Source organism: Amycolatopsis sp. w19 (assembly GCF_051373225.1).
GTDB classification, from domain to species: domain Bacteria; phylum Actinomycetota; class Actinomycetes; order Mycobacteriales; family Pseudonocardiaceae; genus Amycolatopsis; species Amycolatopsis japonica.
This window is the reverse complement of the sequence record NZ_JBPQFM010000003.1, coordinates 511,888-534,326: the sequence shown is the minus strand read 5'-3', so window position 1 is coordinate 534,326 and position 22,439 is coordinate 511,888. Positions and strand designations below refer to the sequence as shown.

Annotated in this window: 22 protein-coding genes and 1 tRNA gene; 3 read left to right on the top strand and 20 right to left on the bottom strand. The window is 67.4% G+C overall.

What is annotated here, in order from left to right:
• The first annotated feature begins 11 nt into the window (after positions 1-11).
• Positions 12-659 carry a response regulator transcription factor gene (locus ACSMFO_RS10245; RefSeq protein ID WP_360082193.1) on the top strand — a complete coding sequence of 216 codons (648 nt, stop codon included), beginning with the start codon at positions 12-14 and terminating at the stop codon, positions 657-659.
• On the opposite strand, the gene ACSMFO_RS10240 is transcribed toward ACSMFO_RS10245, so the two are convergent.
• The 9 genes from ACSMFO_RS10240 to ACSMFO_RS10200 all read right to left on the bottom strand — a co-directional run bounded on the left by ACSMFO_RS10240 (position 632) and on the right by ACSMFO_RS10200 (position 7,390).
• Positions 632-1,216, bottom strand: coding sequence for a DUF7010 family protein (locus ACSMFO_RS10240; RefSeq protein ID WP_436458236.1), 585 nt, complete (start codon positions 1,214-1,216; stop codon positions 632-634). The two genes, ACSMFO_RS10245 and ACSMFO_RS10240, sit on opposite strands and share 28 nt — an antisense overlap.
• A complete protein-coding gene (locus ACSMFO_RS10235; protein ID WP_436458235.1) occupies positions 1,216-2,052 on the bottom strand; it encodes an alpha/beta fold hydrolase in 837 nt (278 codons plus the stop codon). Before ACSMFO_RS10235 ends, ACSMFO_RS10240 begins: the two co-directional genes overlap by 1 nt.
• Positions 2,053-2,091: 39 nt before the next feature.
• On the bottom strand, positions 2,092-2,598 hold the full coding sequence (locus tag ACSMFO_RS10230) for a winged helix-turn-helix domain-containing protein (RefSeq protein WP_436458233.1): 507 nt from the start codon (positions 2,596-2,598) through the stop codon (positions 2,092-2,094).
• Position 2,599: 1 nt separating this feature from the next.
• On the bottom strand, positions 2,600-3,835 hold the full coding sequence (locus ACSMFO_RS10225; protein ID WP_436458231.1) for a sulfite oxidase: 1,236 nt from the start codon (positions 3,833-3,835) through the stop codon (positions 2,600-2,602).
• Between the two features lie 81 nt (positions 3,836-3,916).
• Positions 3,917-3,990 (bottom strand) — tRNA-Leu (locus tag ACSMFO_RS10220).
• A gap of 39 nt (positions 3,991-4,029) precedes the next feature.
• A complete protein-coding gene (locus tag ACSMFO_RS10215) occupies positions 4,030-4,530 on the bottom strand; it encodes a DUF4231 domain-containing protein (RefSeq protein ID WP_436458229.1) in 501 nt (166 codons plus the stop codon).
• A gap of 77 nt (positions 4,531-4,607) precedes the next feature.
• On the bottom strand, positions 4,608-5,936 hold the full coding sequence (locus ACSMFO_RS10210) for an NAD(P)/FAD-dependent oxidoreductase (protein WP_005155795.1): 1,329 nt from the start codon (positions 5,934-5,936) through the stop codon (positions 4,608-4,610).
• An 84-nt stretch (positions 5,937-6,020) separates the two neighbouring features.
• Positions 6,021-6,713 (bottom strand): uracil-DNA glycosylase, encoded by a 693-nt coding sequence (locus ACSMFO_RS10205; RefSeq protein WP_073844907.1) that lies wholly within the window; start codon positions 6,711-6,713, stop codon positions 6,021-6,023.
• Complete coding sequence (locus ACSMFO_RS10200) at positions 6,710-7,390, bottom strand: endonuclease V (protein WP_436458227.1); 681 nt, start codon at positions 7,388-7,390, stop codon at positions 6,710-6,712. The genes ACSMFO_RS10205 and ACSMFO_RS10200 overlap by 4 nt, the downstream gene beginning before the upstream one ends.
• A 28-nt stretch (positions 7,391-7,418) precedes the next feature.
• Between ACSMFO_RS10200 and ACSMFO_RS10195 the strand changes: the two genes are divergently transcribed.
• Positions 7,419-8,915, top strand: a complete 1,497-nt coding sequence (locus tag ACSMFO_RS10195; protein ID WP_038508292.1) for a S10 family peptidase — start codon at positions 7,419-7,421, stop codon at positions 8,913-8,915.
• 197 nt (positions 8,916-9,112) lie between these two features.
• Complete coding sequence (locus ACSMFO_RS10190; RefSeq protein WP_241832748.1) at positions 9,113-10,012, top strand: hypothetical protein; 900 nt, start codon at positions 9,113-9,115, stop codon at positions 10,010-10,012.
• Between the two features lie 88 nt (positions 10,013-10,100).
• On the opposite strand, the gene ACSMFO_RS10185 is transcribed toward ACSMFO_RS10190, so the two are convergent.
• From ACSMFO_RS10185 to eno, 11 genes are all read right to left on the bottom strand, one after another.
• On the bottom strand, positions 10,101-11,822 hold the full coding sequence (locus ACSMFO_RS10185; protein WP_436458225.1) for a S8 family serine peptidase: 1,722 nt from the start codon (positions 11,820-11,822) through the stop codon (positions 10,101-10,103).
• Positions 11,823-11,899: 77 nt separating this feature from the next.
• Positions 11,900-12,898: an ABC transporter ATP-binding protein gene (locus ACSMFO_RS10180; RefSeq protein ID WP_037340729.1), complete on the bottom strand. Its 999-nt coding sequence runs from the start codon at positions 12,896-12,898 to the stop codon at positions 11,900-11,902.
• Positions 12,891-13,883, bottom strand: coding sequence for an ABC transporter ATP-binding protein (locus ACSMFO_RS10175; protein WP_436458224.1), 993 nt, complete (start codon positions 13,881-13,883; stop codon positions 12,891-12,893). The genes ACSMFO_RS10180 and ACSMFO_RS10175 overlap by 8 nt, the downstream gene beginning before the upstream one ends.
• A gap of 6 nt (positions 13,884-13,889) precedes the next feature.
• Entirely contained in the window at positions 13,890-14,843 is a 954-nt protein-coding gene (locus ACSMFO_RS10170) for an ABC transporter permease (protein WP_038508285.1), read from the bottom strand.
• Positions 14,836-15,762: an ABC transporter permease gene (locus ACSMFO_RS10165; protein ID WP_016337270.1), complete on the bottom strand. Its 927-nt coding sequence runs from the start codon at positions 15,760-15,762 to the stop codon at positions 14,836-14,838. The genes ACSMFO_RS10170 and ACSMFO_RS10165 overlap by 8 nt, the downstream gene beginning before the upstream one ends.
• 87 nt (positions 15,763-15,849) lie before the next feature.
• Entirely contained in the window at positions 15,850-17,469 is a 1,620-nt protein-coding gene (locus tag ACSMFO_RS10160; RefSeq protein WP_016337271.1) for a peptide ABC transporter substrate-binding protein, read from the bottom strand.
• Between the two features lie 256 nt (positions 17,470-17,725).
• Positions 17,726-18,679, bottom strand: a complete 954-nt coding sequence (locus ACSMFO_RS10155) for a Ppx/GppA phosphatase family protein (RefSeq protein WP_126736443.1) — start codon at positions 18,677-18,679, stop codon at positions 17,726-17,728.
• A 23-nt stretch (positions 18,680-18,702) separates the two neighbouring features.
• On the bottom strand, positions 18,703-19,869 hold the full coding sequence (locus ACSMFO_RS10150) for a lytic transglycosylase domain-containing protein (protein WP_436458221.1): 1,167 nt from the start codon (positions 19,867-19,869) through the stop codon (positions 18,703-18,705).
• A 184-nt stretch (positions 19,870-20,053) separates the two neighbouring features.
• On the bottom strand, positions 20,054-20,569 hold the full coding sequence (locus ACSMFO_RS10145) for a DUF501 domain-containing protein (protein ID WP_436458219.1): 516 nt from the start codon (positions 20,567-20,569) through the stop codon (positions 20,054-20,056).
• An 18-nt stretch (positions 20,570-20,587) separates the two neighbouring features.
• Positions 20,588-20,950: an FtsB family cell division protein gene (locus ACSMFO_RS10140; protein ID WP_123799156.1), complete on the bottom strand. Its 363-nt coding sequence runs from the start codon at positions 20,948-20,950 to the stop codon at positions 20,588-20,590.
• A gap of 189 nt (positions 20,951-21,139) precedes the next feature.
• The gene (eno, locus tag ACSMFO_RS10135; RefSeq protein WP_038508280.1) at positions 21,140-22,426 is read right to left on the bottom strand and encodes a phosphopyruvate hydratase; all 1,287 of its coding nucleotides are present in this window, start codon (positions 22,424-22,426) and stop codon (positions 21,140-21,142) included.
• Positions 22,427-22,439 lie beyond the last annotated feature (13 nt).

Here is a 22,439-nt window from a genome sequence, read left to right as displayed (position 1 = left end):
GCCCACTGCGAGTGCTGCTCGTCGACGACGACCCGCTCGTGCGAACCGGTTTGTCGATGATCCTGTCCAGCACGGGCGACATCGAAGTCGTCGCGGAAGCCGGCGACGGGGACGAAGCCGTGCCGAAGGTGTCCATGCACGCGCCCGACGTCGTGCTGATGGACATCAGGATGCGGCGGATGAACGGCCTCGCCGCGACCGCCGCGGTCACCGCGCTGCCCAACCCGCCGAAGGTTCTCGTGCTCACCACCTACGACCTCGACGAGTACGTCTTCGACGCGCTCGGCGCGGGCGCCAGCGGATTCCTGCTGAAAGAGGGCTCGCCGCAGGAGATCATCGACGCGGTGCGCGTGGTCGCGGCGGGTGAGGCGATGCTCTCGCCGAGGACGACGCGGAAACTCATCGGGCATTTCGTCGCGACCAGGACGAGCCCGCGCCGTCATCGGGCGCGAGCCGGGCTGGGCACCCTGACCGAACGCGAGCGGCAGATCGTCACCGCCGTCGCTCAAGGCGGGACCAACGCCGAAATCGGCGTGGAACTGCACTTGAGCGAGGCGACGGTGAAGACCCACATCACCCGGATCTTCGCGAAACTCGACGCGACCAACCGGGTCCAGCTGACGATCTTCGCTTACGAAGCCGGGCTCGTCGCTCCCTGACCTTCCGTCGCGAGCAGCCCGGCGGCGACGGTCCCCCAGAGCACCACGGCGCCTCCGAAGCCGGGCACGAGCTGCCAGGCCGCGGCCCAGCCCGCGATCGCGAGCACGGCGGCCAGCACGGCGACAGCGCACAACAAGGCGCTCAGCACCAGGAAACGCCGTGAGCCGAACAATTTCGCGAACGGCAGGAAGTGCAGGCCGACCACGAAGAGCACCCAGGCGGGCACGGCTTCGGGAACTTCGAAAACCGCCGAGAGCACCCTGGCCCCGGCGAAGATCCCCACCAGCATGAGCAGCACGGCGATCCCGTAGTGCTTGCCGAACGGGCTTTCCTCCCGGCCACCGCCCGCGGGCAGCCCGGCGCCCCGGCGGGCGGTCACGACCAGCCAGCCCACCAAGCCCAGCACCGCGACGATGCCCACGACGACCAGCGGCGTCGATCCGTCGCCGACGGAGGAGGCGCCGAAGAACCACCATCCGGCACCGAATCCCACACCGATCGCGGAACTGATCAGCAAGGTGATCAGATGCCCTTTGGTGAACGGCGCGTCCGTCATCACGCGAGCCCGGCGAGGATGGCGGCGGCCTCCTGCGGGTGCACGAGGAACCGGACGTGGCTGCTCGTCAGCGACCGCACGTCCGTCGGATTGCCCGGGGTGAGCGCGTCCGCCTCCTTGATGAAACGGTCCTGCAGCGCGAGCGGCATCGACCGGTCTTCGGTGAGCCTGATGTAGGTGCGCGGGATCCGGCCCCAAGTGGCGGCGTCGGCGAGTTCGGTCCCGGCGTCGAGGCTCTCGTCCGGTTCGAGCGTGTTGAGGTAGGCGAAGAATTCCTGGTCGGTGCCGTCCTCGATCATCGCGGTCTTCAAGGCAGCCAGCAGCGCGGGATCGGCGGTGCGCCAGTTCATCCGGAGCGCGCCGAGTTCGGCCGGATTCGCGACGACGACCCCGCCGACGTCGTTGAGCGCGCTGCTCGCGTACTCGGGCCCCTGCATGTACTCGCCCACCGTCGCGTCGACGCAGCACCACGCGGAGATGTAGACGATCCGGTCGATCAGCTCCGGGACGGCGTTCGCGACGCCCGTGAGCGGGAGCCCACCGCGGCTGTGCCCGACCAGGATGACGGGACCGTGCTCGGCGACCTTGCGCACGACGTCCACCACCTGCTCGACGGCCTCGGCCAAGGTGGCGCCCGCCTGGCTCGACGGCGCCGTGGCCAGCGCCTCGAGGTCTTGCGGCGCCTGGTAAGCGGCGTGGAAACCGGCGGCGAAACCGTGTCCGGGAAGGTCGACGGCCAGCGTGCGGTGGCCGAGCAGGGCGAGCTCGCGTTGCAGCGGTCCCCAGGTGAACGAGGCGCTGTTGGAACCGTGGAGCAGGACGTAAGTGGGATTCACGTTCGTATCCTGACATCCCGGCTTTGCTCGCCTGACGGCTCAGTCCGCGATGAGCACCTGGCCTGCCCCGTCGAACCGGTAACCGACCCCGCGCACCGTCGCGATCGGTGTCAGCACGGGTTCCAGTTTGCCGCGGATCTTGCGGACGTGGACGTCCACGGTCCGGACGTTGCCGCCGGACAGACCCCACACCCGCTCCATCAGCGTGATGCGGTCGAAGACGCGGTCCGGATTCCGGCTCAGGAACAGCAGGAGGTCGAACTCGAGCCTGGTGAAGTCCAGTACCTCGCCGCGCAGCAGCACTCGCCGCGAATCCGGCTCGATCCGCAGCGGCGGGCCGGACTCACTGGATCGCCGCCGTCCGGCGAGTTCGACGACCTGGCCGGTTTGGACGGTGCGTGCCGTCAGCGTCACGCCGACAGTGTCCTCAAAGGACTCAAGCAGGCGCGCGGCGATCGTGGCGGCGTGCTCGGAGTCGGTGCTCACCCGCAACGCCAGGGTCAGCTCGACGGTCGGCTCGAAGCTCGCTGCGACCGACTGCGTCATCTCACACCACCCGGACCGGATGCCGGACGACGGCGTCGAACAGGTAGCCCTGGGTGTTGTGCGGGGTGACCTCGGGCTGGGTGACGCCGGTGATGTCCGTGGCTCGCGCCCGCAGCGTGTGGACACCGGGAACACCGGCGCGCCAAGGGATCTCCCAGCGCTGCCACCCTCGATCCGCCGCCGCGCCCACGAACTTCGCCTGCCGCCAACCGCCTCCGGTATCGACGTCGACCCGCCTGATCCGGCCGTTGCCCGACCACGAGCGGCCGCGCAGCACCTGCCTGTCACCGGCCGCGAACTCGGCGTTCCAGGGCAATTCGAACGCGCTCTTGACCACCTGCCGGGTCACGAGCGTGCCCTCCGCCGGATAGTCCGGCCCGAGCAGCCGGTAGTACTGCGTGTTCCACGGGGACACCAGCGGCGTTTCGGAGACTTCGATGCGTCCCAGCCATTTGATCGACGAGATCCCGGCCCAGGAGGGTACGACGAGCCGCACCGGATGGCCGTGGTCCGGCGGGAGCGGGTGCCCGTTCATCTCGTAGGCCAGCAGAACGTCCTGCAGCGCCTTCGCGACCGGTAGCGGACGGCGCACCTTTCCCAGGTTGACCCCGCCGGTGACGTAATCGGCGTCCAGCCCCTCCGGCAGCACGTCCACCGCGTGCCGCGTCAGGCCCGCCTTGGCCAGCACCGTGGAAAGCCGGACACCACGCCAGCGCGCGACGCCGATCGCGCCGAGCTTCCACGCCGTGCCGGACACCGTTTGCCCTTGCTGGCTGGTGAAGTAGCTCCGTCCATTGCCCGCGCATTCGATGGCGGAGGTGATCGTCTCCGACGGCAACCGGAGCAGATCCCGGTAGCCGAACTCGACGGGCCCACCACGCAGCCCGCTCCCGAAGAGCCTCAGCCGCCAGGCGCCGACATCGATCGTCGGAGTGGCGGTGTGGTTTCGCACGAAGAATCGCTCGACCGGGGTCAGATAGCCCTGGCCGCTCAGCGCCTCCCAGCGCGTCTCCGCGTTGGTGCCGTAGACCTCGAAGATCTCCGGCGGCAGCGGTTTCACGATCGGTGTGGCCGCCGACGCCGTCCCGGCCGGAAGCGCGCCGAACGCCGTCAGCGCGAGCGAGCCACCGGCCGTCAGCCGGAGCATCCCGCGCCGCGACAGCGCCTTCCCCGCCCGCCATTGCTCGATCCGAGTGCGGTCGTAGGTGGCTTCGTCGGTCAGGCCGGTTCCGGTCATGTGGGTCATTGTCGGCAGCGGCCGACCGCGCGGACCAGCATGTCCACAGAGCGGAACACTTCATGCCGGGGACGCCGTTCGTGCCCCGGACGGGGATCGAACCCGCACTGTGTCGATTTTAAGTCGACTGCCTCTGCCAGTTGGGCTACCGGGGCACGGGTCAGCCTAGGCGATGCCACAACCGAGGCGATGACCTAGTTCGCCTTGTCGGCTTGGCGATACTTCAGCCAGCTGTTCCCGACGAGGTCCCAGATCGCCTGGTACTGGTCGAATCTCTCGCGCAACACGGCCTGATCGAGCTCTTCGGGCGGCGTCGAAGCGATGTAGTAGGTCAGCTCGTCACGCAGCCGGTAGAACTTGTACTGGCCTTCTTCCATCAGCACCCACAGCGAACGCCACGCGAAGAACGGTTCGAGCACGTTCACCACGGTGACGACGGCGACCAGCGCGAACGCCGTCCCCGTCCACGGATTCAGATTCTGCAATCCGAGGATGATCGTCGAGGTCGCGGACAGCAGCAGCGCCAGAACCCGCAGGATCACCGACCTCGTCCGGAACCGGCGTTTGCGGATCCGCGCGTACTTCGTCCCCTGTTCGATCCGCTCCACGAGGTCGTGGGCGAGTTCGAGCGGGGTCAGCCCCGGCCGGGGCTGGGCGGATTGGATGGGCGGCTTCAACTTCCGGAATGCCTGCACCGGCACACCTTAAACGCCGTGAAGGCCTCCTTCCCTACGTTCAAGGTAGGGAAGGAGGCCTTCACGGAACTACGAAATCAGGACTTCGACAGCCGGTCGAACTCTTCGCGCGGGTTGTTGATCTGGCCGAGCGAGATGACCTCGCGCCGGAACAGGCCACCGAGCATCCAGTCGAACAGGATGCGGATCTTGCGGTTCCACGTCGGCATCGCCTTGAGGTGGTACGCGCGGTGGAAGAGCCAGGCCGGGAAGCCCTTGATCTTCAGGTTCAGCGCGTCGGCGACACCCTTGTGCAGGCCGAGGCTGGCCACCGCACCCAGGTTCTTGTGGTAGTAGTCCTTCGGCTTGCCGCCGCGGATCACCTTGATGATGTTCTTCGACAGCAGACGCGCCTGGCGCACGGCGTGCTGCGCGTTCGGCGGGCAGGTAGCGGTCGGATCCTGCTCGGTACGCGAGAGGTCCGGCACGGCGGCGTTGTCACCGGCGGTCCAGACGTCGGGGTGCCCGACGACCTGCATCGCGGCGGTGGCCTCGACCCGGCCGCGCTTGTCCAGCGGCAGGTCCGAGCTGGCGAGCACCGGGTTCGCCTTCACGCCGGCGGTCCAGATGATCGTGTCGGTGTCGAATTCGGTGCCGTCCGAGAGCACGACGTGGCCGTTCTCGAACGACTTCGCCGCTGTCGACAAATAGACTTCGATGCCGCGCTTCTCGAGCTGCTCGACGGTGTACACACCGAGCGTCTCGCGCACCTCGGGGAGGATCCGCCCGGCGGCCTCGACGAGCACCCAGCGGATGTCCTCGACCTTGAGGTTCGGGTAGTAGTTCTCCACCGCGAACCGGGTCATGTCCTCGAGTTCGGCGAGCGCTTCGATACCGGCGAACCCGCCACCGACGACGGTGAACGTCAGCAGGCGCTTGCGCTGCTCGGGATCGAGCGTGCTGGCGGCCTCGTCCAGCTTCGTCATGACGTGGTTGCGCAGGTAGATCGCCTCGCCGATGGTCTTGAAGGCGATACCTTCTTCGACCAGGCCCGGGATCGGCAGGATGCGCGCGACGGCGCCGAGCGCGACCACGAGGACGTCGTAGTTCAGCTGCTCGACGTGCCCGTCGGCGGCCTCGACCGTCACGGCTTTGCGCTCGTGCTCGATCTTCGTCACGCGCGCGGTGAGCACGTGGCAGCGCTTGAGCACGCGCCTCAGCGGCACGACCACGTGCCGCGGTTCGATCGCACCGGCCGCCGCCTCGGGCAGGAAGGGGGCATAGGTCATGTGCGGCTGCGGATCAACGACCGTCACGGACGCTTCGTTGGCCCGGAGCATCTTCTGGAGCCCGTACGCCGTGTAGAGCCCGACGTACCCACCACCAAGGACGAGGATCCGTGTCGGTTCCGACTTAACACCAGCCATATTCCTATAGTCGCACCCATCTGCTGAGATCGCTCGCAGACCCCATCCGGCTGTGACCAGCGTCGCCACGGTTTCCGCACCGATTCAGTTCAGGCCGGCCGCCGAGGTCGCGGAGGCCAGGACGTCGCACACCATGTCAAGCGTCAGGCGGCCGGTCTGGACATTGCGCTGCGACACGTGGTAACAGCCGAAAAGGCGCAGGTCGCCGAGTTCCACTTCCACCCCGTGACCGAACTTCGGGCGTGGCGCGGGCACCGGCCAGCCCGCCTCCGCGAGCACCGGCAGCAACGCCTGCCAGCCGAACGCGCCGAGCACCACGACGGCCTTCAGCGTCGGTTTCAGCAACGTGAGTTCGGCCGCGAGCCACGATCGGCAGGTCTCCCGTTCCTCAGGTGTGGGCTTGTTGGCGGGTGGCGCGCATCTCACCGGGGAGACCATCCGGGTGCCGCGCAGCTCGAGCCCGTCACCTATATGGGTCGACGTCGGCTGCGACGCCACCCCGACCCGGTGAAGCGCCTTGAAGAGAACGTCACCGGACGGGTCGCCGGTGAACAGGCGGCCGGTCCGGTTCGCGCCGTGCGCCGAGGGAGCCAGCCCGACGATGGCCAGTGAGGCGTCCGGCGGGCCGAAGCCGGGCACCGGCCGGGCCCAGTAGGTCTCGCCGGCGAACGCCGCCCGTTTGACCACGGCGATCTCCTCACGCCAGGCGACCAGCCGCGGGCAGGCACGGCAGTCCACGACCTCGGCGTCGAGTTCGGCGAGCGAACGGAACCTCATAACGCTTCTTTCAGGGTGTCTCGGGCGAGGCGGTCGGCGTGCCGGGTCGTCTCCGGCTGACGGAACGACGGTGCCAGCCGCAGCACCTGGCGGCACGCGTTCTCCAGCGAGATCTTGTGACCGACGGAGACGTAAACGGGCTTCACGCCGTTCTGAGTGCGCAGGACCGCGCCGACGACCTCGCCCCCGTCCAGCAGGGGTGCCCGCGAGCCACGGATGCCGCCCGGTTCGTCGTGCTCGCCGACGAACCTGGTCTTGCCGACCCCGATGGACGGCAGACCGGTCACGACGCCGACGTGGCAGGCGAGCCCGAACCGGCGCGGGTGCGCCAGGCCGTGCCCGTCGCAGACCAGCAGATCCGGGACGTGATCGAGCGCGCGGAGGGCGTCGAGCAGCGGAGGAAGCTCGCGAAACGCGAAAAGGCCCGGTTCGTACGGGAACGAAACCCGGGAAACGACCGATCGCTTTTCCACGACGCGGAATCCGGAGGTTTCGAGGGTGACGGCGGCCGCGGCGATCAGGCCGCTGCCCTCGTCGTACGCGACGTCCAGCCCGGTCACCGTGACGATCTCTTGTGGACAGCGATCTTCGAGATCGACCAGGCCACGCAGGGTTTCCTGGATCTCGATCGCCTGCCCCGGCGTGCTCGGGCGATCATGCGCCGTGACGATGTCCACTCCTACAGACTGCCAGTAAGTTGGAGGCATGCCGGACACGAATCCCGATTCGAAGGCCACCGATGAGAAGGACACCCCGTCGGTGGAAACCAAGGTCGAGCCGACCGACGACCTGGTCACCACGAAGCACACGCTGACACTGAAGCGCAAGAAGCTCGCCTACACGGCCCAGACCGGGCGGATCGTGCTGCGGAAGGAGGTCATCACCGACGGCAAATCCGAAGGCCACAAGGCCAAGGCCGAGGTGTTCCTGACCTCCTACACGCTCGACGACGCGGAGCCCGGCTCGCGCCCGGTCACGTTCGCGTTCAACGGCGGGCCCGGCTCGGCGAGTGTCTGGCTGCACATGGGCCTGCTCGGCCCGCGCCGCGTGCTTTCGGGCGATGTCGACGACCCGGTCGCGCCGCCCTACGGGCTGACCGACAACCAGGAAACCCTGCTGGCGCACAGCGACCTGGTGTTCATCGACCCGGTGTCGACCGGCTATTCCCGCGCCGTGGACGGCGAGGCGGCCAAGGAGTACCACGGGTACACCGCCGACATCGAGTCGATCGGCGAGGTCATCCGGCTGTGGGTCTCGCGCAAACAGCGCTGGCTGTCGCCGAAGTTCCTGGCAGGCGAGTCGTACGGCACGCTCCGCGCGGCCGGGCTGGCGTCGCATCTGCAGGAACGCCACGGGATGTACTTCAACGGGCTCCTGCTGATCTCGTCCGTGCTGGATCTGGGCACGCTGCGGTTCACTGAGGGCAACGACCTGCCGTACTCGCTCTACGTGCCGACGTACGCGGCGATCGCGCACTACCACGGGCTCCACGGCGACCGGCCGCTCGACGACGTCCTCGCCGACGCCGAGGACTTCGCGGCCAAGGAACTCCCCTGGGCCCTCGCTCGTGGTGCCCGTCTGTCCACACAGGACCGCGCGGAAGCGGTGGCGACGCTCGCTTCACTGACCGGGCTCAGCGAGTCCTATGTGGACCGGGTCAACCTGCGGATCGAGCACGTCCGGTACTTCACCGAACTGCTGCGGGACAAGGGCCTGGTCGTCGGCCGGATGGACGGCCGGTTCACCACCTGGGAGCCCGACGGCGGCCGCGAGCACATGAGCGACGATCCGTCGATCTCGCGGATCATCGGCGCCTACACGGGCGGGCTCAACCACTACGTGCGGGCCGAACTCGGCTACGAGAACGACCTGCCGTACGAGATCCTCTCGACGGACGTCTTCAAGGCCTGGTCGTACTCGGACTTCGAGGGTCGCTCCGTGTCCTCTGTGGACTCGCTCGCTTCGGCCATGCGGGCGAACCCGCACCTTCGGGTGCACGTCGCCTTCGGTCACTACGATGGCGCGACGCCGTACTTCGCTTCGGAGCACGTGTTGGCGCGACTGCAGATTCCCGAGGAACTGCGGGAGAACATCGACACGGCGTACTACCCGGCCGGGCACATGATGTACGTGCACGAGGAGTCGCGGGTGCGGCAGGCGAAGGACCTGGCTAAGTTCATCAAGGCCGCTTCGGGAAAGTAGCCACCCTCGGCCGCGTCGCTGACCACAGATGCCATGAAAGGTCCTTTCCTTGCAAAATTTGCAAGGAAAGGACCTTTCATGGCAGTGCGGGATCGAATTTTGTCGGGCCTGCCGGTCACTGTGTCGGCATGTACCTATCACGAGCTCCACAAACGGACTCATACCTACGTCAACACAGTCGACACGGCGTCATCCGCGTGGCGACCCTGGAGCAACTCGGGGTCACGCAAAGCACGTCGTATCGAAGATGTCAGCCTGGTGGACGGTGGACTCACCTGCTACCAGGCATCGTCCTTCTCTCGAAAGAGCAGCCAAGCGCGCGGCAACGAGTAGAAGCCGCGCTGATGCTCACTGACTCCAGGGGAATCATCACCGGCTTCGAGGCCGCACGACGATACGGACTACGGCAGTCCGGCCCTCATGGGACCGTCCATGTACTCATTCCACAACAGCGCAAGGTGCGAAGCGTCAAGTTCGCGATCATCGAACGAACGATCGCGATGCCGGAACGCCGCGTGATCGAAGGGGTACCGCTGGCGGCACCGGCTCGAGCCGTCTTGGATGGCGTAAGGCGCATCCGAGATCTCGACCCGGTTCGCGCTCTGCTCATCGAAGCCATCGAGACAGGCCTCTGCACAGTGGACGAGTTGAGCGCCGAGCTCGAATCCGGCAGCAGGCGAGGAACAGCTCTCCCTCGCGCCGTGCTCCGAGAGCTCGCCGCCGATGTCAAGTCCGTCCCTGAAGCGGCATCGCTCGCGATCTGGAAGAAAGCGGGACTGCCGCCTGCCGAGCGGAACGTCAAGATCTACGACGCCTTCGGCAACTACATCGGCAAGCCGGATTCATGGTGCGACGAGCTCGGCATGGCATGGGAAGTCGATTCGTATGCCTTCCACTTCGGCAGGGACGTCTACCGGAAGACCCTCCACCGCAACAATCGCTATGCGGCTGCGGGGATCATCGTCGTCCAGACCTTGCCGTCTCGGATTCGCGACGAACCGGAGAAGGTAATCGCCGAACTCCGTGCCGCGGCCGACGCAGCGGCGCGACGCCCGAGACCTGATGTCACTGTGGTCCGCACCGATCGAGCCGCCTAACGATCCACCCCCGCACATGCTATGAAAGGTCCTTTCCTTGCAAATTTTGCAAGGAAAGGACCTTTCATAGCACTCTAGGGACCGAAGATCAGCCGCGCAGGAACTCCGAACCGCGCGTCACAGCCGACCAGGCGTCAACGGCACCATGACCGTAGAAGCCGTTGAACGAGGCGTCACCGGTGCAGGTCGCGGTGAACGACGCGTCCCGGCCTTCCTTCAGGTAGTCGACGGTCCGCGGCGTCGGGCAGGCGATGTCCGAAGCCGTGCCCTCGAGCACCCGCTGGACGGCGTCCGGGTTCATCCCGAAGTCGCGCGAACCCTTGCCGTACTGCGAAACGATCAGCGCCGCGACACCGGTCGCGTGCGGCGACGCCATCGACGTTCCCTGCAGCCACTGGTAGTAGCCGACGCGGCCATCGGCGGCGGTCGCCTTCTTGACACCGGCGGTGACACCGTCGGGCGTGACGTTCCCGTCCGCGTCGATCATGCCTTCGGCGACACCGACGTTGCGCGGGTAGGTCGAGAGGATCTGGTTCTCGACCGTACGGAACCACGGAGTGCCGTAGTAGTCACGGAAGTAACCACCGGGCGCGGACACCGAGATCTGCTCGGTCCCGTAGTTCGAGTAGTCCGCCTTCGCCTGCGACGGGCCGAAGGACGAGACGCCGATCGTGTGCGGGCCTTCGATGGGCAGCGAGAGGCAGCTCGCGTTGTCGATCTGCCGCGGGTGCGTGCTGTTCGACGGGTAGCCCGGGCTCGACGCGTCCGGCTGCGGGTTGGCGAGGTCGCTGTGCTGGTTGCCCAGCGAGACGACCTGCGTGACGCCCTTGCGGTGCGCGTAGTTCAGCGCGCGGGTCGTCGCCTCGATGATGGTGCGCTGCTCGGCCTGCTGCTCGGGCGTGTCCGCGGGGTTCGCGGTGCAGTTGTACAGCCAGGGGTCCGTGAAGAAGCTCATGTTCACGACGTCCACACCGGCGTCGCCGGCGTAGGTGATCGCGTCCACGGTCGGCTGCAGGAAGAAGAAGCCCGAGTCCTGCCCGGCGCGGAGGTTCACCAGCGTCACGTTCGGGGCGACGCCCGAGACACCGAAACCGTTCGCGGCGGCGCCGATGGTGCCGGCGACGTGCGTGCCGTGGCCGTTGTCGTCGTGGTCCACCGGGTCGACACAGCCGCGGAATTCACACGGTCCGTCGACGACGCCGCCGTTCACGTCGGAGACGATGTCCTTCGTGAAGTTCCGCGACGCGGCGCGGTCGAAGTTCGGCGCGATGTCCGGGTGGCTGCCGTCGACACCGGTGTCGATGACGCCGACCTTCACCCGCTTGTCCCCCGGCTGCTTGGTACGCGAAAGGTCCGACCGGACGGATTTGAGTCCCCAGAGCTGATCGTCGAGCGGGTCCATGCCGACGGTCTTCGCTTCGACCGGCTTCTTGGCCGAGGCGGCGCCGCGGCCCTCCTTCTCGACGACACCCGGCTTGACCTTCGCCTTGCCCTGCTTCGGCGCGGTGCCGATCGCCTTCGCCTTGGCGGCACCGAAAACCGCGCGGTCCGCGGAGACCCGCTCGGCGAAACCGTTGGCCGGCGCGGTCGCGGTGATCAGGCCGACCGCGGCGTTGCTCGTCACGACGGTGCCCCCGGCGGCGCGGATCGCCCTTTCCACCGAGGCCACGCTCTGGCCTTCACGGGCCAGGACGGAGAATTCGGTCGCCGCGCCGGAAAGCTGCGGCTGCGCGGAAGCCGTCGGCGCGGCCACGATTGCACCGAACAGCGGTACCGCGAGCGCGATCACGAGAGATCTTGGCTTTTTCACTTCCTGCCTCCTGAAGAATGCTATTCGTGCAAACTACGTCAGCTGTCCATCACGTATCAACGAAGTCCCTACGAAAGTCAGGGGACGACGGTTTTCTCCTCCGCGAAATGACAGGCGGACAAATGTCCACCGGACCGGGTGATCAATTCGGGTTCCTGATCCGCGCAAATGTCCTGCGCCTTCCAGCATCGCGTGCGGAACCGGCAGCCGGACGGCGGATCCAGCGGGCTCGGCACGTCGCCTTCCAGGCGGATCACCTGCCGCTGCCCGCGTAACGCCGGATCCGCGACCGGCACCGCGGACAGCAGCGCCTGCGTATACGGATGCGACGGATGTTCGTAGATCTCCTCTTCCGTCCCCATTTCCACGATCTTGCCGAGATACATCACCGCGACTCGCGTGGAAAGGTGACGGACAACGGACAGATCGTGTGCGATGAACACATAGGAAAGGCCGAATTCCTTCTGCAGTTCACCAAGCAGGTTCATCACCTGCGCCTGGATCGAAACGTCCAGCGCGGAAACGGGTTCGTCGCAGATGATGACCTTCGGGCGCAACGCCAGCGCCCGCGCGATCCCGATGCGCTGACGCTGGCCGCCGGAGAATTGGTGCGGATAGCGGTTGATGTGCTCGGGGTTCAACCCGACGACGTCGAGCAGCTCCCGCACCTTCGCCGCCCGCGACCCCTTCGGCGCCACCTCGGTGTGGATTTCGAAGGGTTCGCCGATGATGTCGCCGACCGTCATCCTCGGGTTCAGCGAAGTGTACGGATCCTGCAGCACGATCTGGATCTCGCGCCGCAGCCTCCGCAGTTCCGCTCCCCGCAACGCGAAGATGTCGCGGCCTTCGAAGGTCGCGAGCCCGCCCGTGGGTTCCTCCAGCCGCATGAGGACCTGGGCCAGCGTGGACTTGCCACAGCCGGACTCCCCCACGACGCCGAGCGTTTCCCCCGGCATCAGGTCGAAGGAGACCCCATCGACGGCCTTCACGTGCCCGATGGTGCGTTTGAAGAGGATCCCCGCCCGCACCGGGAAGTACTTCACCAGGTTCTCGACCCGCAGAATGGGCTCAGACACGGCCGCTCACCACCTCGTCGGCGAAGTGGCAGGCGCTGACCCGGCCGAAACCGAGATTCTGCAGGGCGGGCCGTTCGGTCTCGCACCGGCTTTCCGCCCGTGGGCAGCGCGGATGGAACGGGCAGCCGGGCGGTACGTTCAGCAGGCTCGGCGGCAGGCCCTTGATGGTCTCCAGCGTCTGTCCTTTGAGGTCGAGCCGCGGCAGCGAGGCCATCAGCGCCTCGGTGTAGGGATGCCCCGGCGAGCGGAACAACTCGGTGACGTCGGCCTGTTCGACGATCCGGCCCGCGTACATCACGGCGATCCGGTCGGCGACCTCGGCGACCACCGCCAGGTCGTGGGTGATCAGGATCAGCCCCATCCGCCGTTCGGCCTGGATCTCCGCCAGCAGGTCCATGATCTGGGCCTGCACGGTGACGTCGAGCGCGGTCGTCGGTTCGTCCGCGATCAGCAGATCCGGGTCGAGCGCGAGCGACATGGCGATCATCGCGCGCTGCCGCATCCCACCCGAGAACTGGTGCGGGTACTCGCGGACCCGGCGGGCGGCCGCCGGGATGCGCACGATGTCGAGCAGCTCGATCGCCCGTTTGCGCGCGTCCTTTTTGGACATACCGAGCCGCACCCGCAGCTGTTCCTCGATCTGGAAGCCCACGGTGAACACGGGATTCAACGCCGACAGCGCGTCCTGGAAGATCATCGCGATCTCCCCGCCCCGCACTTCACGCCGCCGCTCTTCGGTGGCGGTGAGCAGATCCTCGCCGCGGTAACGGACCGCGCCGCCGGTGACGACGGCGGGCGGGCTGTCGAGAATGCCCATCACCGTCTGTGCCGTGACACTTTTACCGGAGCCCGATTCTCCCAGCACGGCAAGGGTTTCCCCGGCGTGCACGGAGTAGTCGACCCCGTTGAGCACGGTCGCGACCCCGTCGGAGGTACGGAATTCGACGTGGAGGTCTTCCACTTCCAGCAGCAATTCGTCGGTCACGGCCGATCACCGGGCCTTCGGGTCGAGCGCGTCGCGGATCCCGTCACCGAGCATGACGAAAGCGAGCACGGTGATGGTCACGAACCCGGCGGGGAACAACAGCATGTGCGGATTCACCCGGAAGTAGTCCCGCGCGTCGCTGATCATCACGCCCCACGAGACGACCGGCGGCCGCACGCCGACACCGAGATACGCCAGTGTCGCTTCCGCGCCGATGAACGCGCCGAGCGCGATGGTCCCGTAGACCAGCACCGGCGCGACCGTGTTGGGCAGCAGATGCCGGAACACGATGCGCGGCGTGCTCGCGCCGAGACCGCGCGCGGCCTTGACGTAGTCGAGCTGTTTGGCCACCAGCGTCGCCGACCGCATGATGCGCATCGCCACCGGCCAGCTCAGCGCGGCGATCGAGACGACCACCTGCACGATGATGGTGACCACGCCGGGATTCGAGCCGGGCGCGTTGAACGTGGTCAGGATGACGATCGCGCCGAGCACGAACGGCAGCGCCGCGAAGATGTCGCCCACCCGCGAGAACAGGCTGTCGACGAGACGGCCGTAGTACCCGGCGACGATCCCGACCACCGAGCCGATCAGGATCGTCAGGATCGTCGCGAAGACACCGACCAGCAGCGACGCCCGCGCGCCGTGGATGGTCCGCGCGTAGACGTCGTAACCCTGGTTGTCGTAACCGAACCAGGCGTCCGCGGACGGTCCTTCGTTGGCGTGGAGCAGATCGCTGAACCCGGCGGGCCGGGAACTGAACAGGTCCGGCGCGATCGCAATGAGCACGACGAGCGCGATGATGACGGCGGAGATGATGAACGACGGCCGCTTGCGCAGCATCCGCCAGGCGTCGCCGCCGAGACTGCGCGGTTTGTGCGCCACCGCGGAATCGTCGGCGACACCGGCGCTCGCGACGTCCACAGAGGACACCCCGCCGGCCACATTGGGGTCAGTCATAACGGATCCTCGGGTCGAGAACGGCGTAGAGCAGGTCGACGATGAGACTCACCAGCAGGTAGACCATCACCAGCAGGACGACGACGCCGGTGACGGTGGCGCCCTCCCGGTTCTGGATACCGCGGAAGATGAGCCCGCCGATGCCGTTGATGTTGAACACGCCTTCGGTGACGATGGCCCCGCCCATGAGCGCGCCGATGTCGGTGCCGATGAAGGTCAGCACCGGGATCACCGAGTTCCGGAGCAGGTGCACACCGACGACCCGGCTGCGCGGCTGTCCTTTCGCGACGGCCGTGCGGACGTAGTCGGCGTGCCGGTTCTCCGCGATGCTCGTTCTGGTCAGCCGGGCTATGTAGGCCATGGAAAGGCTGCCGAGCGCGATTCCGGGCACGATCAGTTCGCCGATCGTGGCGTCCTCGGACACGCTCGCGTCGATGATGCCCAGTTCCGAACCGAGGACGATCTGCAGCACGATCGCGGTCACGAACACCGGGATCGAGATCAGGAACGTGGTGGACATCAGCACGAGGTTGTCGAGGAAACCCTTGCCGCGCAGGCCGGTCAGGATGCCGGCGGACAGGCCGATGATCGCTTCGATGGCCACCGCGATGAGGGCGAGCCGGACGGTCACCGGATAGGCGTTGCCGATCAGCTCGCCGACCGAGACACCGTTGAAGGTCTCGCCCCAGTCGCCGGTGAACAGGTTGCCGAGGTATTTGAAGTACTGGACGAAGATCGAATCGTCGAGGTTGAACTTCGCCGTCATCATCTCGATGTAGGCGGGCGGGCAGGCGACCTGGCCGCATTTGCCGGCGAACGGATCACCGGGCACCGCCCACACGAGGGCGTAGATGAGGAACGTCGTGCCGAAGAAGACCGGGATGAGTTGAAGTAGTCGTCGAAGGATGTACTGGGGCATGGGCGTGCCGTCCTGGGGATCGCGTGGTGGGAGCCGTGGGTCCGGCCGGCCGGGAGCGGCGCGCTCCCGGCCGGCACGACCACGCGATTACTTCGCCGCGACCTCGATGGACGAGTAGTCCGCGAGACGACCGAAGTCGAGCTTCGCGACCTTGAGCCGGTTCGACTTGCCGCCGACACCCTTCTCTTCCCACACGGGGATCTGCGGCAGATCCTTCGCGATCAGGTCCTCGGCCTGCTGGTACAGCTTGATCGCGGCCGCCTTGTCGGCGGTCTGGTCCGCCTGGGTCAGCAGCGCGTCGACGGCCGGGTTGTTGTACGTGGAGTCGTTCGACGAACCGGTGCTCTTGTAGCGCGGGTTCAGGTAGTTCTCGATCGACGGGTAGTCGGCGGACCAGTCGGAGCGGCCCATGCCGGTCAGCTGGCGGTTGTTGACGATGCTGCGCCACTGCCCGAAGTCGGTCGCCGGCACGAAGTCGCATTCGACGCCGAGCGCGTTCTTGATGCTGTTGCACGCCGCGACCAGCGGCTCCTTGCGGCCACCGTCGGCGTTCGAGGCGATGGTCAGCTTGCCGGTGAACCCGGACTTCGCGAAGAACTCCTTGGCCTTCACCGGATCGAACTTGCAGAACTCACCGCAGACACCGGGCCGGTAGCCCTCGATACCGCGCGACACGTAGCCGTCGGCGGGCGCGTAGGTGTCGTTCATGACGGTCTTGACGATCTGCTCGCGGTCGATGGCCAGCGAGATCGCCTTGCGCAGGTCGAGGTTGTTGTAACCCGGGACGTAGTACGGAAGGGCGAGCGCGCTGATGCCGAGCAGCTTCCCTTCGACCAGACGCTCACCGAGGTCGGTCTTGTACTTGCCGCCGGCCTTCGCCGCGGGCGGGAGCGCCTCCATGAAGTCGAGGCGGTTGCTCAGCAGATCCTGGTACGCGGTCTCCTGGCTGGTGTAGATGCGGACTTCCAGGTCCTTGAACTTGACCTTGTCCTCGCCCTGGTACTCGTCGTACCGCGTGAGCTTCATGTTCTGGTTGGGCGTGCGCGAAACGAACTTCAGCGGGCCGTTGCCGATTGGGGCCTTGGCGAACGCCTCCGGGTCGGCGAAGAACTTGTCCGGCAGCGGCGCGAAGGCGAGGTAACCGATCTTGGTGGCGAACACCGAGAACGGGCCCTTGAGGGTGACCTGGAACTCGTAGTCGTTCACGACCTTGAGCCCGGACATCTCCTTGACGGCCGGTTCCTTGGCGCTGATCTCGTCGTAGCCCTGGATCTGCTCGAAGAACGACGCGTTCTGCATGCCGTTCTTGCCGTTCGCGCTGTAGTTCCAGGCGTCGACGAAGTTCTTGGCCTTGACCTCGGTCCCGTCGTGGAACTTCCAGCCCTTTTTGATCTTGATGTCGAAGACCTTGGAATCGGTCGTGTTGATCGATTCGGCCATCAGGTTGTACGGCTCGGCGGTGTCGGATTTGTAGCCGACCAGCGCCGAGAAGACCGGCTTGAGGGCCTTGGACCCGCCGAGCTCGTTGGTGTTGGCGGGAATCAGCGAGTTCTCCGGCTCGGTGCCGTAGACCGAAACCGACGCGTTGGCGTCGGTGGCGCCGGATCCCTTGTTCTCACCGGACCCACCACCCCCACAGGCCGTCAGCAGCAGGGCCGCCGTGGCCACCACCGCCGTCGCTCCCCAGAACCCGCGTGAAGCCCGCATGTCCCCTCCAACTCTCGTCGTCGGATTGTCGGCGGGCACTGGTCGCGCCCTACCGCCCAGAAGGTGAGACGACGCTATGGGACAGGTGAAGGCGATCACAGTGCGTTGGTGTTGCAAATGTGTGACGGTCTCCCGGACCACCCGGTTAGAGCACAACGTTGGTAGGAACGGCGCTGCGCCGAATGGCCCAATCCTGGCTGGAGGTCACCACTTGATCACCTAAAGAAATGGCTTCACGTAAGAGAAAACCCGGCTGTCAAGCCAAGGACAGCGCGATCCCGTCGAGGATGTCGTGCTCGGAGATCACCAGCTCGCCGGGACCACCGCGCGTGGCGAACTGCTCCGCCAGCACCTGCACGATCACCGAGCCGCCGCCGATCACGTCGACCCGGCCCGGGTGGATCACCGGGTTCGCGGCGCGGGTGGCGTGGTCGGCCGTGAGAAGCGACTGCGCGACCCGGTCGATGTCGGCGTGGGAGAGCTTCGAAAGGTGCGTGCGCTCGGAGTCGTACTCCGACAGGCCCTGCGCCACGGCGGTCAGGGTCGTGACCGTCCCGGCGACGCCGATCCACGTCTTGGCGGTGGACACGTCCACGACGTCGAAGGCCTCGGTGAGCACCTTCGCGGCCAGCTCGCGGGCTTCGGCGATTTCGGCCGCGGTCGGCGGGTCCGACTTCAGCGCGCGTTCGGTGATCCGCACACAGCCGATGTCGACCGACTTGGCCGCGATGACCTCGGCCTGACGGCCGTCCCAGGTGCCGACCACGAGTTCGGTCGAACCGCCGCCGACGTCGACCACCACGAAGGGACCGTCGTCGGGATCCTGCTCGCCGACGGCGCCGGTGAAGGACAGGCGCGCCTCTTCGTCGCCGCTGATGACCTCGGCCTCGGTGCCGAGCACCTCGCGCGTCATCGCGAAGAACTCGTCGCGGTTGCTCGCGTCACGGGTCGCGGACGTCGCGACCATGCGGACCTTCTCGACACCCTTGCGGCGCGCGGCGATCGTGTAATCGGCCAGCGCCTTGCGGGTGCGCTCGAGCGCCTCGGGCGCCAGTTTGCCGGTGGCGTCCACACCCTGGCCGAGGCGGACGATCCGCATCTCACGGTGCAGGTCGCGCAGGTCGACCGTCCCGTCGTGGCGGGGGGTCAGCTCGGCGACGAGCAGGCGGATGGAGTTGGTCCCACAGTCGATCGCGGCAACACGAGGCATGCCCCGAGCTTAGACAACGCCGATCAAGTGGGGTTGACGGCTTTGCTCGTCGACGACACCGTGGTCGTGGTCGTCGTCGGCGAGGAACAGGTCGGCGGCGAAGTCGGCGTCGATGTCGTGGTCGTCGGACTCGTGCTCGTGTTCGAGGTCGACGACGACTGCGTCTCCGTCACGGTGACCGTCGGGCAAGCCGGCAGCTTCGGGGTCGTCGACGACGATTTCGACGACGAACCCGAATTGCTCGGCGGCAGCGAGGTCGACGGCGGCGGCGTCGCCGAACCGGGTGGTGTCGACGGCACCGGAGGCGGCGGCACCGACACGGGCGGCGGAGCGGCACCGGCGTTCGGCGCGCCGATGGGCACCTTGCTGTCCGGCGTCGGCAGCACCCCCGTGCGGTAGGCCTCGGCCCAGATCAGCACGGTGTTCACGTAGGTGTCCGAGTTGTTGTAGCGGAACACGGCCGCGCGCAACTGATCCGGTTTCGACAGATCGAGGCCGCCGGAGCACAGGTACCGGCCCGTGCCCAGCGCCGCGTCGAAGATGTTGTTCGGATTGGATTCGCCGTCGCCGTTGCCGTCGGAGGCGTAGCGGGCCCAGGTCGACGGGATGAACTGCGTCGGGCCGACGGCGCGATCCCAGACCGTGTCACCGTCGAATTTGCCGCCGTCGGTGTCCGGGATGGCCGCGAACGGGCCGGCGCCGTTGAGCTGCGGGCCGAGGATCGGTTCGAGAGTGTTGCCCTTCGCGTCGACGTAACCGCCGCGCGCGTGGTTGGACTCGATGCGGCCGATACTCGCGATCAGCGCCCAGTCGATGTGGCAGCCGGGCTGTTCGGCGATGAGGATGTCGGCGGCGTTGCGGTACGCGGCGAGCGCGGTGACCGGGATGCCGAGCGGTCCGTTGGGAAGTTCGTCCGCGGGGAGCGGGAGCGGGGTCGGCGCGTTCGGCAGGCTGCCGTCGACACCGATCTGCTGGACCAGCGGGTTCTTGGGGTCGTAGCCGCCGACGAGGGCGACGTTGTCGGTATGGACCGTGCTCGCGGTCGCGGCCCAGCTGCCGGTACCGACGACCGCGGCGCCGGCCGGGACGATGGCGAGGACACCTCCGGTCACCGCGGCGATCGTGCGGTGCCGGAGACAGAGTCTCCGGACATGACCGGAGACCGCGCCTGGCACCTGCCTCACGCGCATACCCCTGAACCCCTCCCGACGGATCACGACTCGGCGATCCGGTACGTCCACCCCGGCAAACCCACGACTGGTACACAGCCTGCCGCATGCGGTGACCGGTTTCACCCCATTGAGGACGACCAGTTGGCCGGCATCGGGTGAATTAACCCGCCTGGAGGAACTATCTGTACACCAGCGGCCGGTGTTACCCCTGGCAGTCGCCCGATGGCCATCCGTTCGCCTTCAGCAACGCGAGGGTTTCGTCGCCGAACGGGTTCACGCCGGGGCCGACGGCTAGCGTGTGCGCGAGGTGGACGTGCAGGCATTTGACGCGGCCGGGCATCCCGCCCGCGCTGACCTCGTGCCCGAGCGAGTCGATGGCGTCGCGTTCGGCGAGGTAGCTCTCGTGGGTCCGCTGGTAGGCGGCGGCCAGCTCGGGGTCCTCCGCGAGCCGGTCGGTCATCTCCTTCATCAGCCCGGACGCTTCGAGCGTGCCGACCATCGACGTCAGCTTCGGGCAGGTCAAGTAGTAGAGCGTGGGGAACGGCGTGCCGTCGTCGAGGCGGGGGCTGGTCTGCACGACCGACGGGTGGCCGCTCGGGCAGCGCGCGGCGACGGCGCGCAGCGCACGGGGTGCCCGGCCGAGCTGTTCCGCGATGATCTCGCGGTCGGCGTCGGTCACAGGCTCGAAGGAAGACTTTTCCGTGCTGTTCACACCCATAAGGCTAAAGGGAGCGCTTCAGCCGCCCGCGACCTGATCCCACAGCTTCTCGTACCAGGAGCCCGCGGGCACCGGCTGCTGACCTTGCGGCTGTCCCTGCTCGGGGGCCTTGTCCTCCGGGAGCTGCACGATGTACGGCGTCTCGCCGGGTTTCACGAAACCGAACCGCTTGCGGGCCTCGGCCTCGATCTGCGCGGGATCGCTCAGCTCGGCCTTGCGGCCTTCCAGCTGGGTGACACTGCGCTGCAGTTCGGACTGCAGCTGCTGCTGTTCGTTCACCTCGGACTTCTGGCTGAGGTACGTGCGCAGCGGGACGGCGATGGTGAACGCGAGCGCGCACACCACGATCGCCACCACCGCGGCCCGGCGGGTGGTGGACATGCCGAGCACCTTCGCGGCACCCGATGCCCGTTTCGCCGCCAGGCTGCGGCGCAGCCGGGTTCGGGCGCGGACCTCCGTCGTCGTCGTGCGACGGGCACGCTCCGGCCGGCGGCCCCTGCTGGAGCCACCACCGCTCGCGCGCCCGCTACGACGGGTCGTCCGCGCCCTCCCCCGGTCCGCCATCGTTCGTTATCCCTCGGCGCTGAACCGCGGGAACGCGAGGTCGCCGGCATAGCGAGCCGCGTCGGCGAGGGTCTCCTCGATGCGGAGCAGCTGGTTGTACTTGGCGATCCGCTCGCCGCGCGCCGGGGCGCCGGTCTTGATCTGGCCGACACCGGTCGCGACGGCGAGGTCGGCGATGAAGGTGTCCTCGGTCTCGCCGGACCGGTGGCTCATCATCGACTTGTAGCCGTAGGAGGTGGCCAGCGAGATCGCGTCGAGGGTCTCCGACAGGGTGCCGATCTGGTTGACCTTCACCAGCAGCGCGTTGGCGGCGCGGCGGGTGATGCCCTCCTCGAGGCGGTCCGGGTTGGTGACGAACAGGTCGTCGCCGACCAGCTGGACCTTCTCGCCGATCTCGGTGGTCAGCTGGACCCAGCCGTCCCAGTCGTCCTCGCTCAGCGGGTCCTCGATGGACACGAGCGGGTAGTCGCGGACGAGCTCGCCGTAGTAGGCGGACATCTGCTCGGCGCTCTTCTTCGCGCCTTCGAACGTGTACGCGCCGTCGGAGAAGAACTCCGTCGCGGCGACGTCGAGCGCGAGCGCGACGTCGCGGCCCGGGGCGTACCCGGCCTTCTCGATCGCCTGAAGGATCAGGTCGAGCGCTTCGCGGTTGTTCTTCAGGCTGGGCGCGAAGCCGCCTTCGTCACCGAGGCCGGTCGCCAGGCCGCGGCCCTTCAGGACCGACTTCAGCGAGTGGTAGACCTCGGTGCCCCAGCGCAGGGCCTCGCGGAACGACTCGGCGCCGATCGGCGCGATCATGAATTCCTGGATGTCGACATCGGTGTCGGCGTGCGCGCCACCGTTGAGGATGTTCAGCATCGGCACCGGCAGCACGTGCGCGTTCGGCCCGCCGAGGTAGCGGAAGAGCTCCAGCTCGGCCGACTCCGCGGCGGCCTTCGCGACGGCGAGCGAAACACCGAGGATGGCGTTCGCGCCGAGGCGGGACTTCGCCGGCGTGCCGTCGAGGTCGACCAGCTTCTGGTCGACGATGCGCTGGTCGACGGCGTCGGTGCCGACCAGGTCCGGGCCGATCTCGTCCAGGACGGCCGCGACCGCGCGCTCGACACCCTTGCCGTTGTACCGGCCGGTGTCGCCGTCACGCAGCTCGACGGCTTCGTGTTCGCCGGTGGACGCACCCGAGGGGACCGCGGCCCGCGCCAGCGTGCCGTCGTCGAGAGCCACCTCCACTTCGACCGTCGGGTTGCCTCGCGAGTCCAGAATCTCGCGAGCGCCTACCTGCTCGATGAGCGCCACGCCATGCTCCTCA

Excerpts from the sequence above, each read along its gene's own strand:
- ACSMFO_RS10240 (WP_436458236.1), bottom strand. The coding sequence starts at position 1,216 with ATGACGGACGCGCCGTTCACCAAAGGGCATCTGATCACCTTGCTGATC.
- ACSMFO_RS10230 (WP_436458233.1), bottom strand. The coding sequence starts at position 2,598 with ATGACGCAGTCGGTCGCAGCGAGCTTCGAGCCGACCGTCGAGCTGACC.
- ACSMFO_RS10225 (WP_436458231.1), bottom strand. The coding sequence starts at position 3,835 with ATGACCGGAACCGGCCTGACCGACGAAGCCACCTACGACCGCACTCGG.
- ACSMFO_RS10210 (WP_005155795.1), bottom strand. The coding sequence starts at position 5,936 with ATGGCTGGTGTTAAGTCGGAACCGACACGGATCCTCGTCCTTGGTGGT.
- ACSMFO_RS10205 (WP_073844907.1), bottom strand. The coding sequence starts at position 6,713 with ATGAGGTTCCGTTCGCTCGCCGAACTCGACGCCGAGGTCGTGGACTGC.
- ACSMFO_RS10195 (WP_038508292.1), top strand. The coding sequence starts at position 7,419 with ATGCCGGACACGAATCCCGATTCGAAGGCCACCGATGAGAAGGACACC.
- ACSMFO_RS10170 (WP_038508285.1), bottom strand. The coding sequence starts at position 14,843 with ATGACTGACCCCAATGTGGCCGGCGGGGTGTCCTCTGTGGACGTCGCG.
- ACSMFO_RS10165 (WP_016337270.1), bottom strand. The coding sequence starts at position 15,762 with ATGCCCCAGTACATCCTTCGACGACTACTTCAACTCATCCCGGTCTTC.
- ACSMFO_RS10160 (WP_016337271.1), bottom strand. The coding sequence starts at position 17,469 with ATGCGGGCTTCACGCGGGTTCTGGGGAGCGACGGCGGTGGTGGCCACG.
- ACSMFO_RS10155 (WP_126736443.1), bottom strand. The coding sequence starts at position 18,679 with ATGCCTCGTGTTGCCGCGATCGACTGTGGGACCAACTCCATCCGCCTG.
- ACSMFO_RS10150 (WP_436458221.1), bottom strand. The coding sequence starts at position 19,869 with ATGCGCGTGAGGCAGGTGCCAGGCGCGGTCTCCGGTCATGTCCGGAGA.
- ACSMFO_RS10145 (WP_436458219.1), bottom strand. The coding sequence starts at position 20,569 with ATGGGTGTGAACAGCACGGAAAAGTCTTCCTTCGAGCCTGTGACCGAC.
- ACSMFO_RS10140 (WP_123799156.1), bottom strand. The coding sequence starts at position 20,950 with ATGTCCACCACCCGCCGGGCCGCGGTGGTGGCGATCGTGGTGTGCGCG.